Genomic DNA, 14585 nt, shown 5'->3' with positions numbered 1-14585 from the left:
CAAGGCTGCCACTCAATGCAAAAGCTAACAATGGCAGCCTACTTTTATTTACAACTTTATGAAGAAAACATTAGTAGTAGCACTGCTCGCTTTGGTAGCGATAGGCGCTAACGCTGCAGACAAGAAAGAAGCATCTGCTTCTAACAAGCCTGTCTTTACAGTAGTAAAGCAGAACCCAATTACAAGTATTAAAGACCAGAACCGCTCAGGTACGTGCTGGGATTACTCCACACTTAGCTACTTCGAGGCGGAGATTCTCAAAAAGACTGGTAAGACTTACGACCTCTGCGAGAGCTTCGTTGCTAACAAGACCTACATGGATCGTGCCGTTCAAGTTGTTCGTCTGCATGGCGATTGCCAGTTTGCACAAGGCGGTTCAGCATACGACGTACTTTACACCATTCAGCACCATGGTATCGTACCAGAGAGCGCAATGCCTTTCCCAGGTTCACTCTATGGCGACTCATTGAATAACTTCAACGAGTTCTTCTCATTGATGGAACCATACGTAAACGCAGTTGCACGCAACAAGACTAACAAGATTTCAGGTCAGTGGAAGGTAGGATTGCAAGGTATTCTCGACGCCTACCTCGGCAAGTGCCCAGATAAATTCACATACGAAGGCAAGCAATACACTCCAGAGACTTTCGCTGCAAGCCTCGGTGTGAATTGGGATGATTACGTAACCATTACCTCTTACACACACCATCCATTCTACACCACATTCGCTGTAGAAGTACAGGACAACTGGCGTAACCCACTATCTTATAACCTTCCGATGGATGAGATGATGCGCGTCATCGACAATGCCGTAATGAATGGTTACACCGTTGCCTGGGGTGGCGATGTTAGTGAGCCTGGTTTCTCACGCAAGGGACTCGCTTACATGGTTGATGGCAAGAAAGTTGAGAGCATGAAGGGCAGTGACATGGCTCACTGGCTAGGTCTATCTACTGCGAAGAAGAAGGACCTGATCGACTCTCTCGGCGTAAACGTACCAGAGATTACCCCTACACAGAAGCAGCGTCAAGAGCGTTTCGACAACTGGGAGCTAACCGATGACCATGGTATGCTCATATTTGGTATCGCAAAGGATCAGAATGGTAAGGAGTACTACATGGTAAAGAACTCTTGGGGTGAGACTGGTGACTACAAGGGTATCTGGTACATGACAAAGGACTTCATTGCTGCTAACACCATGGACTACATGATTAACAAGAATGCAATTCCTAAGGATATTCGCAAAAAAATGGGACTCTAATCACTTAGATTCCAATCACAAATAACTCTTCCCGTTCCATAGCTATGGAGCGGGATTTTTTATGCCCTAAGCCTCGAAACAAACCAGTCTACCCACACTTTCACACATCAACAACACATTGTGCGCCCCCCTATACAATAGATAAACCACCCATAATCCCCCGTAAGACATAAGCATAAAAGAAGAAAAACATACGTATTGCATTTCATTCTCCCCGTATTCGCTTTCTTTTCTCAAGCGTTCCGCATTGTTTTGATACGTATATAATTGTATTATCTAAGCGTGATAAAGTATTATCTAAGTCTGATAATTAATTATCACGCTTAGATAATTAATTATCAGACTTAGATAATATAAAAACATACGCATTCCGCAAAGACAGAATAAGTACGGAGATAATACAGGAAGCGTATAAAACAAACACGGAAACCGCAGGTGAGCGTAGTACATAAGGCTACTAAAAAGATTCTTAGCCGTTTCTGAATATGCCATTCCCCTACCCTTTCACCTGCAAATACCCATCATAAAATCATACAAATAGCAACAGAAACGAATCGGAAACATATCCTATCTAATACAAATATTCATCTTAGCCATCACGGCGGTTGGCTTTTTTTTTGTACCTTTACGGGCAGAAATAAAAATAAATTAAGATGCATTTTAAATGGAACTATACACCACCGACAACCGAACAGAGTAATGCTGCTAAGGAATTAGGTGATAAGTTAGGCATGAGCCCTACACTTGCATCTCTGCTTATACGCCGCGGGATAACGACGGAGAGTGCTGCGAAGAGATTCTTCCGACCACAGCTGGCCGACCTCATCAACCCCTTCTTAATGAAAGATATGGATGCCGCCGTTGACAGGTTGAACGACGCAATGGGGCATAAGGAGCGTATCCTTGTTTACGGAGATTACGACGTAGATGGGTGCACGGCTGTTGCGCTGGTCTATAAATTCTTACGACAGTTCTATTCCAACATTGATTATTATATCCCCGACCGATATGATGAGGGTTACGGGGTGAGTAAGAAGGGAATTGATTATGCCGCTGAAACGGGTGTAAAACTTATTATCATCCTTGATTGCGGTATTAAAGCCATAGAAGAGATTACCTATGCTAAGCAGCTAGGAATTGATTTCATTATCTGTGATCATCATGTGCCCGACGAGACTATGCCGCCCGCAGTGGCGATATTGAACCCCAAAAGACCAGATGACTCTTATCCTTTTAAGAGCTTATGTGGCTGTGGTGTGGGCTTCAAGTTCATGCAAGCCTTTGCTAAGAATAATAATATTCCGTTCTCACGTCTCGTTCCCCTACTCGACTTCTGTGCCGTTAGTATAGCTGCCGACCTTGTGCCAGTGATTGACGAGAATCGTATTCTTGCCTTCCACGGATTGAAACAGCTCAACCAGAATCCCAGCTTAGGACTTAAAGCGATTATTGACATCTGTGGGCTGAATGGGCGGGAACTATCCATGAGTGATATTATCTTCAAGATAGGACCGCGCATTAACGCCAGCGGAAGAATGGAGAATGGTAAGAAGAGTGTGGATTTATTAGTTGAACGCGAATATAGCTTAGCACTCAATCAGGCAAAACACATTGATGAATATAACGAACAACGCAAGGACGTCGATAGGCAGATGACGGAAGAGGCGAACCAGATTGTGGCACGCCTAGAGAGTCAGAAGCACCAATCCAGTATCGTACTGTATGACGAACACTGGAAGAAAGGTGTCATCGGTATCGTTGCCTCCCGCCTCACTGAAATATATTTCCGCCCGACAGTTGTACTGACCCGTGACGAGAATCTTGCAACTGGTTCTGCCCGTAGTGTAGCTGGTTTTGATGTCTATGCGGCTATCAAGAGTTGCCGTGATTTACTTCTAAACTTCGGTGGACATACTTATGCGGCTGGCTTAACGATGAAGTGGTCGGATGTTAAGGAGTTCCGTAAGCGGTTCCAAGCATACGTAGAGGAGCATATCGAACCAGAACAGCGAGAAGCCATACTAGACATTGATGCCGTCATAGACTTCAAAGATATTACGAAGAAACTGCATAGTGACTTGAAGCGATTCGCACCTTTCGGGCCTGCAAATCCTAAACCTATCTTCTGTACGTTGGATGTGTACGATTTCGGAACAAGTAAAGTCGTTGGACGTGAGCAAGAGCATATCAAGCTGGAACTCGTTGATTCGAAATCAAACAATGTTATGAATGGTATTGCTTTCGGACAGAGTGCGTCGGCACGGTACATCAAATCCAAGCGTTCGTTTGATATTGCGTATACCATCGAGGACAATGTCTTCAAACGTGGAGCTGTGCAGCTGCAGATTGAGGATATAAGACCTACTGAGGAGTGATAATCGCTGACAAACAATGTCCTATCTTGACATTCTTCATAAGTATTGGGGGTATCCCGACTTTCGTGGTATTCAAAGAGAAATTATCGAAAGTATCGGTGTGGGGAAGGATACCTTAGGACTAATGCCAACAGGAGGAGGTAAATCACTAACCTTCCAAGTACCAGCATTAGCCCAAGAGGGTGTGTGTATTGTTATTACTCCGCTTATCGCATTAATGAAAGACCAAGTGGAGCACCTTCGACACAAAGGAATAACCGCAGCAGCTATCTACTCTGGGATGAGTAGAGATGCGATTGTGACAACATTAGAGAATTGTATCTTTGGTGGCGTTAAGTTATTGTACATCTCGCCCGAGCGCATTAGTTCTGATATCTTCCAAATCAAACTAAAACATATAAAAGTGAGTTTCATCACGGTAGATGAGGCTCATTGCATTAGTCAATGGGGTTACGACTTCCGCCCATCCTATTTGCAGATAGCGGTAATACGAAAGCTCGTACCCAACGTACCTATCCTTGCATTAACCGCCACTGCCACACCTGACGTTATTGACGATATACAGGAACGACTCGGTTTCACAGAGAAGAATGTCTTCCGTATGAGCTTCGAGCGAAAGAATCTTGTGTATGTTGTCAGACAGGCGGAAGATAAAGAGGCGGAGATGGTTCATATCCTTCAATCAATACCAAAGACGGCTATTGTTTACTGTCGTAGTAGGAAGAGAACGAAAGAGATTGCTCAACTGCTTATGCAGTATGGTATATCTGCAACATGGTATCATGCAGGATTGGAGCCAGCCGTGAAGGATCAACGTCAAAGTGAATGGCAACATGACAAGGTGCGTGTTATAGTTGCGACGAATGCCTTTGGTATGGGAATTGACAAAGCCGACGTGTGCGTGGTGATACACATGGATTGCCCTAGTTCGCTCGAGGCTTATTTCCAAGAAGCAGGACGCGCAGGGCGTGATGGGCAGAAGGCTTATGCGGTTTTACTCTATAATGGGCATGACAACCGAACGCTACAAAAGAGAATCGAAGACACGTTCCCCCCTAAAGAATATGTACAACAGGTTTACGAGCACTTAGCTTATTTCTATCAAATAGGCGTGAATAGCGGTGAAGGCTGTACGTTCGAGTTCCCTATTGATAAGTTCTGTGCAACATTTAAACACTTCCCTATCCGAGCCAACGCTGCGTTGATTCTATTACAACGAGCTGGATATATTGACTACGAACCAAACCCAGATAATAATGCACGTGTGCGGTTCTTGTTAAGACGTGATGACCTTTATCGCCTTGATTCATTAAACGAGAAAGAGAATGATGTCGTCATATCTCTACTTAGGAACTATGGTGGATTATTCACTGACTATGGTTATGTCGATGAGAGTTACATAGCGCAAGAGGCTGGTCTTGACCGCAATCAAACTTATATGGTGCTTGTAAATCTAAGTAAGAAACGCATCATAGATTTCATTCCTCGTAAGAGTATTCCGCTCATTAGCTATAAGAGAGATCGTGTTGATGGTAGCGACGTCATACTGGATAAAAGTGTTTACGAAGAGCGGAAGGAGCAATTCCAGAAGAGCATTAATTCTGTTATTAACTATGCACAGAACGATAGGGTTTGTAGGAGTAGACAGCTGCTCTATTATTTCGGAGAGAAGAAATCAGTAGATTGTGAACAGTGTGATGTATGTCTCTCTCATTCTCATCACGATGATCACAACCAACAAGAGGAGATAAAAGAAAAGATCCTCGCAATGGTAGCTGATGGTGAGAGACATCATGTGACAGAGGTTAGACAGCTTGATGAGGATTGGGATATGGTCACCAAGGTTATGAAAGAACTAATGGACGAGGAACAATTATTAATGGATGGGAGTTACCTTATTCTATCAGCCAAATAACACCCTGCACCTACAGGCCTCTGTTTCCTCACAAAGCTCATTGCTCTTTGTTATTCTCACATTAAAGTCTAAGTCTGAATCACGATGCTCACGATAGAAATGTAAGCAATCGCCTTGATGAGACTCAGCTACGTATGCAATCTCAAGACGCTTAATTGTATGCTGACGATACCAATCTAAATCCCACAAGTCAAATATATGTTCAATATACTTAACGGAGTTGATGTGCCCATTCACATCCACATCACTATAATAGGTATCAATAGAACGGATAAGTGATACATTATCTGTTATCTTCACACGAGAAGACTTGCCAATCGGACAAATATAGTCTTTCTCTATGTATTCATTAATAAGCCCCTCACGGACAGCAAAGATATCTGAAGGCTCACGAGTACCCGTGTCGATGAGTGCCCAGACGCTCTTACCATATCCATAAATGTGTCCCGACTCACTAACGACCTTAAAGTTGCGGCTTGTAAAATACTTCATAGCATTATCAACCCATGTCTCAACATAAAACTTGTCGTATGCTTTAGGCATATCCTCCATTTCAATAGCGAGACGACTCAACACCCATGTCTTGTTGATAGTATTAAGATAATTCATGCCATAACCACGTTCATTACTATGAAAATCAGCAGCATTAAGCATGTGATTACCTAAATGTCCCATGAATAGATGATTAGAGAAATCGCAATGAAAAGGCTCCGCCATAAACTCATATCTTCCTATCTTTGGTAACTTATCCATTTCTTCATTATTTAATAAATAATATCATCTCAATCTATCAGACAATTATATAACGGCTTGCGATATTGCTTTATTACTTCTCTACAACTATAAATAACAAAGATATCACGACTCACTACAGTTATTATACCCATACTGAAGTGCACTTTTATTCTTTATTTCATTTGCCGTCATATTTAACATTTGCAGTAAACAACCTAGTTTCTAGAATGTTATATATGCTGAGAAGATGAGAGGAATGACAGTAAACTTAATTTCATGAATAATATTCTACGGTTCATCCAATAGAGAATAAATCCATTAATCAAGGACAACTAAAAAGGGATGCACCTCAAGAGATGCATCCCAAATTGTTTTATAGAAGTTTTAACTTCTTAGTCCGTAAGATTGATTACTTTACGTAAACAACAGCCAAACGATTAGAAGTTACACCCTGTACACCCTTACCAGTTGCCTCGTCAACGATAACACCACGACCCTTGAGGTAGTTAGCAACTACGTCAGCACGAGCCTGTGAGAGACGATCGTTAAGTTCCTTAGAACCCTCTGGAGAAGCTGTACCAACAACCTGAACGTGAACACCCTCCTTAACGTTGTTAAGAGCAGCCTTAGCGTCGTTTGTAAGAGCAGACTTACCCTGTGCGAAGGTTACGAATACAAGGTCAGATACTGTGAATTCCTTAACTTTAACTGCAGGAACTTCCTTAACAACCTCCTTAGTGATAACCTCTGGCTTACGGTTGCGAAGCTCATTGATCTGTGCGTTCAATGCATCAATCTCTGCCTGATCACGTGGAACGACGATTGTGAAGTTGTGTGTACCGTTAGAGTTCTTGAATTTGTAAACAACACCAGCGTTCAACTGAACAAATGAGTTGTTAATGTTGTAAGCTGGCTGACCATCCTGTGCAACTGCCTTGTAGTTATAGTTTACATCATAATTTACTATACCAGCAGCTGTAAGAACTTTAGAACGATCCTTACCTAAGAAAGCGAAGTTGATAGAAGGCTCAACATAAACCTGCCACTGCTTCTGAGAACCGAAGTTGTAAGCGAAGTCTAAAGCAGCCTTAGAAGTCATGCGGTTACGCTGACCAGAAGTAAGCTCTTTTGTAGTCTTGTTGTTTGTGAATACGTGTGCCCAACCAAGACCATAAAGTGCGCTAACCTCAAATGCACGAGGCTCACCCTTGTAACCACCGAAGAGGTTGCTCAAGTTTACTGTACCGAGTAAACTAACATTTGTAGCGCGAACTGCTGTACCTGTTGAGTGCCAAGGCTTGTTTGAGAAGTAAGCATTACCCTCAACAGCTAAACCGAATACTGGGGTGAAGTAACGACCAACGCGGATACCAGCGTTTGGATCAAGGTCGCTCAACCACTTGTGACCAGTAGTCTTCGTAGCAACACCACCATTAATACCAACATAAACGTTGTCAAATGCCTTGCTTTCTGCTACAGTTTGAGCAGAAACAGAAGCTGCCATAGAAGCAGCTGCTAACATCAAAACTAACTTTTTCATTGTCTCTCTGAATTAATTAATATTTATAAATTATATAGTATCAATGCTTTAACTGGCTGCAAAGTAATAAAAAAATAATGAAACCGCCAAATCTTTTCCACAAAAAGTTTGCGTATAAAGGGGTACTATGAACAAATCAAACTATATTATTGGAATAATAGAACAATCTAATACACAATTGCTTGGGAAAGTTCACCTTTAATAAGTTCAGTCTCTCATAAATTGAAATAAGGGATCCATAGCATCACTGCTGAGATCCCTTAAACAAATTAGAGAGTTATAAAAAATCAGGTTTCTTTGTATATCATTACTGCTGAACGATGATCTTCATACCTTCTTCCACTGCTTGCATATTCAATGGAATCAAGTTATGATGACGTTCTGGCAAACTCTTATAGAGTGCTTTCTTCAAACCGTCAGTACTTACAACAGGACAAACCTTAAGTAATCCACCTAAGACTATCATGTTGAAAACTTTGGCATTCTTCATTTCAGCAGCCTTGTCCATCGCATTGACACGATAGACAGTGATGTCCTTACGTGTAGGAGGATTCATCACTCCATAACCATCATAAATGAGAATACCACCCGACTTCACCTTTGGTTCGAACTTATCTAACGATGGCTGATTGAGGACAATTGCAACATCATACTTACTGAGGATAGGTGAAGAGATGCGCTCATCACTGATGATAACAGTTACATTTGCCGTACCACCACGCTGCTCTGGACCATAAGCGGGCATCCATGTTATCTCCTTATCTTCCATTAGTCCTGAGTATGCAAGGATCTTACCCATAGAGAGTACGCCTTGCCCACCAAAGCCACTAATAATTATCTCTTTTTTCATATTACACCTTATTTATATATAGAGACGGACTAAAGATTGGTTGTATCTTTCAAATCTCCTTTCTCATATTCAGGGAACATATTCTCACGCATCCACTCATTTGCCTTTACAGGAGAGAGCTTCCAACCACTATTACATGTCGCAACAATCTCTATCAAGGAACTACCTTTCCCTTGCATACTTGCCTCAAAAGCCTTGCGAATAGCACGCTTTGCCTTGTTAATAGAGGCAACTGTATCTACACTCTGACGAGTTACATAGCAAGTACCCTTTAAGTGACTAGCAAGTTCTGTAATATTTAAGTTGTAACCATGCAGTTCTGGTTCACGACCATAAGGACAAGTCGCAGTTTTCTGCCCCATCAGTGTTGTTGGTGCCATCTGACCACCAGTCATACCATAGATAGCATTATTGATGAAGATGATTGGAATATTCTCACCACGATTCAAGGCATGAATTGTCTCAGCAGTGCCAATACATGCCAAGTCACCATCACCCTGATAAGTGAACACAAGACGATCAGACCATACACGCTTGATACCAGTTGCTACAGCTGGAGCACGACCATGAGGCGCTTCCTGCCAATCAATATCAAGATAGCGATAAGCAAATACAGCGCAACCAACAGGACATACACCAATAGCCTTATCGGTCATACCCATCTCTTCGATTACCTCTGCAACTAATTTATGAACCACACCATGTGAACATCCAGGACAATAATGCATTGTCGTATCATTCATCAAGGTCGGCTTCTTATACACCAAATTCTCAGGTGAAATTATATCATTTGCCATAATATATACGCCCTCCTCTCTTACTTTACTAACTTTTCTTTGAGTGCATTCACTATCTCTTCTGGATCAGGAACGATACCACCCAAACGTCCAAAATGTTCTACAGGTAAAGCACCATCAATCGCAAGACGAACATCCTGTACCATCTGACCAGCGTTAATCTCACTAACCAAGATGCCTTTCTTACCTTTGCAAAGATCTGCAAGCTGCTTACTTGGGAAAGGCCAGAGTGTGATAGGACGAAAGAGTCCAACCTTCAAGCCTTGTTCACGAGCTAACTCAACAGCCTTCTCACCGATACGTGCGGCACTACCAAAACTTACGATTACATAATCTGCATCCTCACATTGCTGTGTCTCGAAGCGCACTTCATTCTCACGTATCTGACGATACTTCTCCTGCAAATGTAAGTTTCTTTGTTCCATTACCTCTGGCATTAACTCCAGAGAGGTGATGATATTAGGCTTACGACCAGCTGTGCGCCCCATAGAAGCCCACGGGCACTCTTTACGAATCTGCTCTTCTGTACGACGAGGTTTCATTGGTGGGAGAACAACCTTCTCCATCATCTGACCAATCACACCATCAGACAGAATCATCGCAGGGTTGCGATACTTAAATGCCAATTCAAAAGCAAGGTCTACAAAGTCGGCCATCTCCTGAACAGAGTTAGGTGCTAATACGATAACATTATAATCACCATTACCGCCACCACGTGTCGCTTGGAAGTAATCACTCTGACTTGGCTGTATCGTTCCAAGCCCAGGACCACCACGTTGTACATTTACAAACACACCTGGGAGCTCTGCACCTGCCATATAACTGATACCCTCTTGCATCAAGGCGACGCCTGGTGAAGAAGAACTTGTCAGCACACGTTTACCAGCACCAGCACCACCATAAATCATATTAATGGATGCCACCTCACTTTCAGCCTGCAAGACAACCATTCCCGTGGTCTCCCATGGCTTCAAGAGAGCCAGCGTCTCTATTATTTCACTCTGTGGAGTGATAGGATAACCGAAGTATCCGTCCGCACCACAACGAATTGCAGCATGGGCGATAGCCTCGTTACCTTTCATCAATTTTACTTCTTGTTCTGCCATAAATTACCCCTCCACTTTTTTACGATAGACTGTAATACAGCCATCAGGACACACTGTTGCACAAGCTGCACAACCGATACAATCATCTGGTTTAGCAGACTCAACAAACGGATATCCGTGGACATTTACTTGTTTCTGAGCCAAGGCAATCACATCTTTCGGGCATGCAACGATACACAACTGGCATCCTTTGCAGCGATCAGTGTTCACTACGATGGCACCTTTCATCTTGCTCATAGTTTTTGTATTTTAAGGATTATACGCATCCTTGTTATAGAAGTTTAGAATATTCTCCAGCATCTCTTTTGCAACTACTGCTGGCGAATTAGGATCCAGTTCGATAGCCTCCATATAATTGGCTAAGGCATTCTGCCAGTCTCCTCGTTGCCGACACTCATTGCCGAGTTGTAGATATTCTTCTGCTGTCATCACTTATAATATTCTTTCTTGCCTGCTGCAAGTGTATTCTTCATCAAAGAACAAATCGTCATCGGACCAACGCCTCCTGGTACTGGAGTAATGAATGAGCATAACGGAGCCACCTCATCAAACTTCACGTCACCATTCAAGCGATAGCCACTCTTACGTGTCGCATCGGGTACACGCGTCGTACCAACGTCGATAACTACAGCACCTGGTTTAACCATATCAGCTGTTAAGAAATCGGGACGCCCAATAGCTGCAATAATAATATCAGCTTCCTGACATTCTTTCTTCAATGTCGCTGAATGCGAGTGGCAAACTGTTACGGTTGCATCTCCATATTGCTTCTGCATCATGAGCTGTGCCATAGGCTTCCCAACGATGTTACTTCTACCTAAGATAACGCACTTCTTACCAGAAGTTGGAATATGGTAATGCTGCAACAGAGTTAGGATTCCTAATGGTGTTGCCGATATAAAGCATGGTAAACCGATCGCCATTCGCCCCACATTGACTGGATGGAAGCCATCCACGTCTTTGCGATAATCAATAGCCATGATGATCTTCTGTTCATCAATATGCTTTGGTAATGGGAGTTGCACGATGAATCCATCAACGTCATCATCCTTATTTAACTTGTCTACACAAGCCAACAACTCCTCCTCGGTAACATCAGCTTCGTAACGGATAAGCGTAGACTTAAAGCCACACTGCTCACAAGCAATAACCTTGTTCTTTACGTAAGTCTCACTTCCCCCATCGTGCCCTACTAATATAGCAACCAAATGTGGTTGTTTTCCACCTGCCTTTGTAATAGCCTTTACTTCCTGCGCAATCTGCTGTTTGATAGCTGTTGCGGTTGCTTTACCATCGATTAACTGATATTCCATAGCTTATATTATTATTGTTTGTTGATGATTCTTCTCACAAGCCCTTAGGCATAGAGGGCATACCAGGCATACCTTTCATCTTGCTCATCATACCAGCCATCTTAGAACCTGTAACCATCTTCATCATCTTACGCGTTTGATCAAACTGCTTAATGAGTCGGTTTACTTCCTGCAAGCTAGTACCTGAACCCTTCGCTATTCTCTGGCGACGTGAGTTATTCAATACCTCTGGATTCGTACGTTCCTTTGGTGTCATACTCTGTATGATAGCCTCAATACCCTTGAAGGCATTATCGTCTATATCTACATCGCGGATAGCTTTACCCACACCAGGAATCATCGAAGCGAGGTCTTTCAGATTACCCATCTTCTTTATTTGTTGTATCTGGTTGTAGAAATCATTGAAGTCGAATTGGTTCTTCTGTATCTTCTTCTGCAAGCGTTTCGCCTCTTCCTCATCGAACTGCTCTTGTGCTCGTTCCACCAAAGAGACTACGTCACCCATACCTAAGATACGATCTGCCATACGTCCTGGATGGAACACATCAATAGCTTCCATCTTCTCACCAGTACCGATGAATTTGATAGGCTTGGTTACAACTGTGCGAATCGACAAAGCAGCACCACCGCGTGTATCACCATCAAGTTTCGTTAGGACAACGCCGTTGAAATCCAATCTATCATTGAACTCCTTAGCAGTGTTAACAGCATCCTGACCTGTCATGGAGTCTACAACGAACAGCGTTTCATCTGGATTAACATGATTCTTGAGACTCTCAATCTCATTCATCATCTCCTCATCAACTGCCAGTCGACCTGCGGTATCGATGATTACCACATCACAACCTTTCGCCTTTGCCTCTGCGAGGGCGTGATCAGCTATCTCATTAACGTTCTTGTTCTCTGGTTCAGAATATACGGGAACGCCCACCTGTTCGCCAACAACCTTCAACTGGTCGATAGCTGCAGGGCGATATACGTCACAAGCAACCAACAAAGGGTTCTTATGTTCCTTTGTCTTCAGCATGTTTGCTAACTTACCAGAGAATGTGGTCTTACCCGAACCCTGCAAACCACTCATCAAGATAATGGCTGGACGGCTTGTAAGATTTAGACCTACTGCTTCGCCACCCATCAACGCTGCTAACTCATCATGCACTATCTTTACCATCAACTGACCAGGCTTCACGGCTGTAAGTACGTTCATACCGAGAGCCTTCTGCTTTACTGTATCGGTAAAAGACTTGGCTACTTTATAGTTAACGTCGGCATCGAGTAATGCTCTACGAACATCTTTCAAGGTCTCTGCTACATTGATCTCCGTTATCTTTCCCTCACCTTTAAGGATCTTAAAGGAGCGTTCTAGACGATCACTTAAATTCTCAAACATTGCTTTATAGTATACTTATAATTCTTTTCTGATATACAAAGATAGCAAAAAGAGAAATAAACCAACAAGCCAGTTAGTAGTATTTTAATGTATTTTAAAACACTTATTAGCTATTCATGCGCATATAAATATGCTTTGTGCAGAAATATGACTACAATTAAGGTAGACGATGTTAGCTGATACTTCAAGCATTCCTATACCCCGTGTCTTTCGTAAAGTATGATAAAAGAAGTCAGCGCCTATAGCCTCTATAGAGTATCATGTGCGTGATACTGGAATATCATCAGGGTGATACTGGAATATCATGTGCGTGATACTGGAATATCATCAGCGTGATACTGGAATATTCTTTGGAGAAAGAAGAATCTTACCTAATAATAAAAGAGAGCCTCTCTTCACATCGAAAAGAGCCTCTCTTCACATCAAAGAAACGCCCTCTTCAAATGAAGAAGAGCGTTTCCTTCTGTATTGCTTCTTGTTTACTGCTAACGAGGCAGCGCATCGTTACACATCAACCAACCTATACTTGTGCGTTATCTGGGTCTATATCTTCAGAGTCGAACTCCTCTTTACCACGCTTCACATCACCTTCGAACGTTACAAAATAGAACCCTTTTCGAGGTGTCCACTCCATACAGAAGAGTTCAGAGGGGCTGCGGAATCCATTGCGTTTGATGGCCTTCTGCACCCATTCCTGCGTGTGATTAAATTGTGCAAGACTGCTTTCTACAATCTCTCCGTTATTCACCAACAATACGGAATAAGCAGTTTGACCGGGCGAAAGAACCGTCACGGCACCATTAGCCTCAAATAGAACGTCGTCTACATCGAACATAGAAAAGATGCCTTTCTGCCTTAGCATTAATCTAAACTGCTCCATCTCAAGACTGTTGCGCTTAAAGTTTCTAAAGTTTAGAACGCCATCTTTCACCAGAAAGACGCTCTCGCCCTTAATGAGATGACGCAGATAAGCGGAACGCATAGCGAAGCGGACAAGCATATTAAAGGCTGTCCAGACAGCCAAAGCGAAGATGAGATGCCAGGTAGTCATATCTGGGTTGTACAAAACACCACCGACTAACGCACCTATCACGAATGCACTAACGGTGTCAAGAGGCGTCAACTGTCCCATTTGCGCTTTACCCGTAATGCGTAAGAAGGCTAAAATACCAATCATGCCCACAATTAGCTTCATTGCTATTGCGCCATAAGGCTGGATTAAATCTACCATTATTATTATCTGATTAAGAATTATCGTACGATCTTATTGACGTGCAAATATACCGCTTTCTCACTGATTACA

The 14585-nt window shown here is 42.7% G+C and carries 13 protein-coding genes; 3 read left to right on the top strand and 10 right to left on the bottom strand.

The window, feature by feature from the left end:
* Positions 1 to 58 precede the first annotated feature (58 nt).
* The 3 genes from D464_RS0100215 (at position 59) to D464_RS0100205 (ending at position 5551) form a co-directional block, all read left to right on the top strand.
* Complete coding sequence (locus tag D464_RS0100215) at positions 59 to 1261, top strand: C1 family peptidase (RefSeq protein WP_018909614.1); 1203 nt, start codon at positions 59 to 61, stop codon at positions 1259 to 1261.
* Between the two features lie 653 nt (positions 1262 to 1914).
* Positions 1915 to 3636, top strand: a complete 1722-nt coding sequence (recJ, locus tag D464_RS0100210; protein ID WP_018909613.1) for a single-stranded-DNA-specific exonuclease RecJ — start codon at positions 1915 to 1917, stop codon at positions 3634 to 3636.
* Between the two features lie 16 nt (positions 3637 to 3652).
* A complete protein-coding gene (locus tag D464_RS0100205) occupies positions 3653 to 5551 on the top strand; it encodes a RecQ family ATP-dependent DNA helicase (RefSeq protein WP_018909612.1) in 1899 nt (632 codons plus the stop codon).
* Here the strand turns inward: D464_RS0100205 and D464_RS0100200 are convergent.
* From D464_RS0100200 to D464_RS0100155, 10 genes are all read right to left on the bottom strand, one after another.
* Complete coding sequence (locus tag D464_RS0100200; RefSeq protein WP_018909611.1) at positions 5540 to 6304, bottom strand: acyl-[acyl-carrier-protein] thioesterase; 765 nt, start codon at positions 6302 to 6304, stop codon at positions 5540 to 5542. The two genes, D464_RS0100205 and D464_RS0100200, sit on opposite strands and share 12 nt — an antisense overlap.
* A 391-nt stretch (positions 6305 to 6695) precedes the next feature.
* Entirely contained in the window at positions 6696 to 7826 is a 1131-nt protein-coding gene (locus tag D464_RS0100195) for an OmpA family protein (protein ID WP_018909610.1), read from the bottom strand.
* Between the two features lie 307 nt (positions 7827 to 8133).
* The gene (locus D464_RS0100190) at positions 8134 to 8676 is read right to left on the bottom strand and encodes a 2-oxoacid:acceptor oxidoreductase family protein (protein ID WP_018909609.1); all 543 of its coding nucleotides are present in this window, start codon (positions 8674 to 8676) and stop codon (positions 8134 to 8136) included.
* A gap of 29 nt (positions 8677 to 8705) precedes the next feature.
* Positions 8706 to 9473 carry a thiamine pyrophosphate-dependent enzyme gene (locus tag D464_RS0100185; RefSeq protein WP_018909608.1) on the bottom strand — a complete coding sequence of 256 codons (768 nt, stop codon included), beginning with the start codon at positions 9471 to 9473 and terminating at the stop codon, positions 8706 to 8708.
* Positions 9474 to 9493: 20 nt separating this feature from the next.
* A complete protein-coding gene (locus D464_RS0100180; RefSeq protein WP_004382636.1) occupies positions 9494 to 10579 on the bottom strand; it encodes a 3-methyl-2-oxobutanoate dehydrogenase subunit VorB in 1086 nt (361 codons plus the stop codon).
* Between the two features lie 3 nt (positions 10580 to 10582).
* Complete coding sequence (locus D464_RS0100175; RefSeq protein ID WP_004382635.1) at positions 10583 to 10816, bottom strand: 4Fe-4S dicluster domain-containing protein; 234 nt, start codon at positions 10814 to 10816, stop codon at positions 10583 to 10585.
* 12 nt (positions 10817 to 10828) lie between these two features.
* Positions 10829 to 11008 carry a tetratricopeptide repeat protein gene (locus D464_RS0100170; RefSeq protein WP_004382634.1) on the bottom strand — a complete coding sequence of 60 codons (180 nt, stop codon included), beginning with the start codon at positions 11006 to 11008 and terminating at the stop codon, positions 10829 to 10831.
* On the bottom strand, positions 11008 to 11892 hold the full coding sequence (gene folD, locus D464_RS0100165; protein ID WP_018909607.1) for a bifunctional methylenetetrahydrofolate dehydrogenase/methenyltetrahydrofolate cyclohydrolase FolD: 885 nt from the start codon (positions 11890 to 11892) through the stop codon (positions 11008 to 11010). Before folD ends, D464_RS0100170 begins: the two co-directional genes overlap by 1 nt.
* 34 nt (positions 11893 to 11926) lie before the next feature.
* Positions 11927 to 13282 (bottom strand): signal recognition particle protein, encoded by a 1356-nt coding sequence (gene ffh / locus D464_RS0100160; RefSeq protein ID WP_018909606.1) that lies wholly within the window; start codon positions 13280 to 13282, stop codon positions 11927 to 11929.
* 520 nt (positions 13283 to 13802) lie between these two features.
* A complete protein-coding gene (locus D464_RS0100155; protein ID WP_004382631.1) occupies positions 13803 to 14513 on the bottom strand; it encodes a DUF421 domain-containing protein in 711 nt (236 codons plus the stop codon).
* Between the last annotated feature and the right edge of the window lie 72 nt (positions 14514 to 14585).

Source organism: Prevotella veroralis DSM 19559 = JCM 6290 (assembly GCF_000377625.1).
GTDB lineage: Bacteria > Bacteroidota > Bacteroidia > Bacteroidales > Bacteroidaceae > Prevotella > Prevotella veroralis.
Note: the sequence above shows the minus strand (reverse complement) of the source record. Positions and strands in the feature narration are given on the sequence as shown.

Coding starts and splice junctions, on each gene's coding strand:
- folD (WP_018909607.1), bottom strand. CDS start 11,892: ATGGAATATCAGTTAATCGATGGTAAAGCAACCGCAACAGCTATCAAA.
- D464_RS0100180 (WP_004382636.1), bottom strand. CDS start 10,579: ATGGCAGAACAAGAAGTAAAATTGATGAAAGGTAACGAGGCTATCGCC.
- D464_RS0100195 (WP_018909610.1), bottom strand. CDS start 7,826: ATGAAAAAGTTAGTTTTGATGTTAGCAGCTGCTTCTATGGCAGCTTCT.
- recJ (WP_018909613.1), top strand. CDS start 1,915: ATGCATTTTAAATGGAACTATACACCACCGACAACCGAACAGAGTAAT.
- ffh (WP_018909606.1), bottom strand. CDS start 13,282: ATGTTTGAGAATTTAAGTGATCGTCTAGAACGCTCCTTTAAGATCCTT.
- D464_RS0100205 (WP_018909612.1), top strand. CDS start 3,653: ATGTCCTATCTTGACATTCTTCATAAGTATTGGGGGTATCCCGACTTT.
- D464_RS0100155 (WP_004382631.1), bottom strand. CDS start 14,513: ATGGTAGATTTAATCCAGCCTTATGGCGCAATAGCAATGAAGCTAATT.
- D464_RS0100170 (WP_004382634.1), bottom strand. CDS start 11,008: ATGACAGCAGAAGAATATCTACAACTCGGCAATGAGTGTCGGCAACGA.
- D464_RS0100175 (WP_004382635.1), bottom strand. CDS start 10,816: ATGAGCAAGATGAAAGGTGCCATCGTAGTGAACACTGATCGCTGCAAA.
- D464_RS0100190 (WP_018909609.1), bottom strand. CDS start 8,676: ATGAAAAAAGAGATAATTATTAGTGGCTTTGGTGGGCAAGGCGTACTC.
- D464_RS0100185 (WP_018909608.1), bottom strand. CDS start 9,473: ATGGCAAATGATATAATTTCACCTGAGAATTTGGTGTATAAGAAGCCG.
- D464_RS0100200 (WP_018909611.1), bottom strand. CDS start 6,304: ATGGATAAGTTACCAAAGATAGGAAGATATGAGTTTATGGCGGAGCCT.
- D464_RS0100215 (WP_018909614.1), top strand. CDS start 59: ATGAAGAAAACATTAGTAGTAGCACTGCTCGCTTTGGTAGCGATAGGC.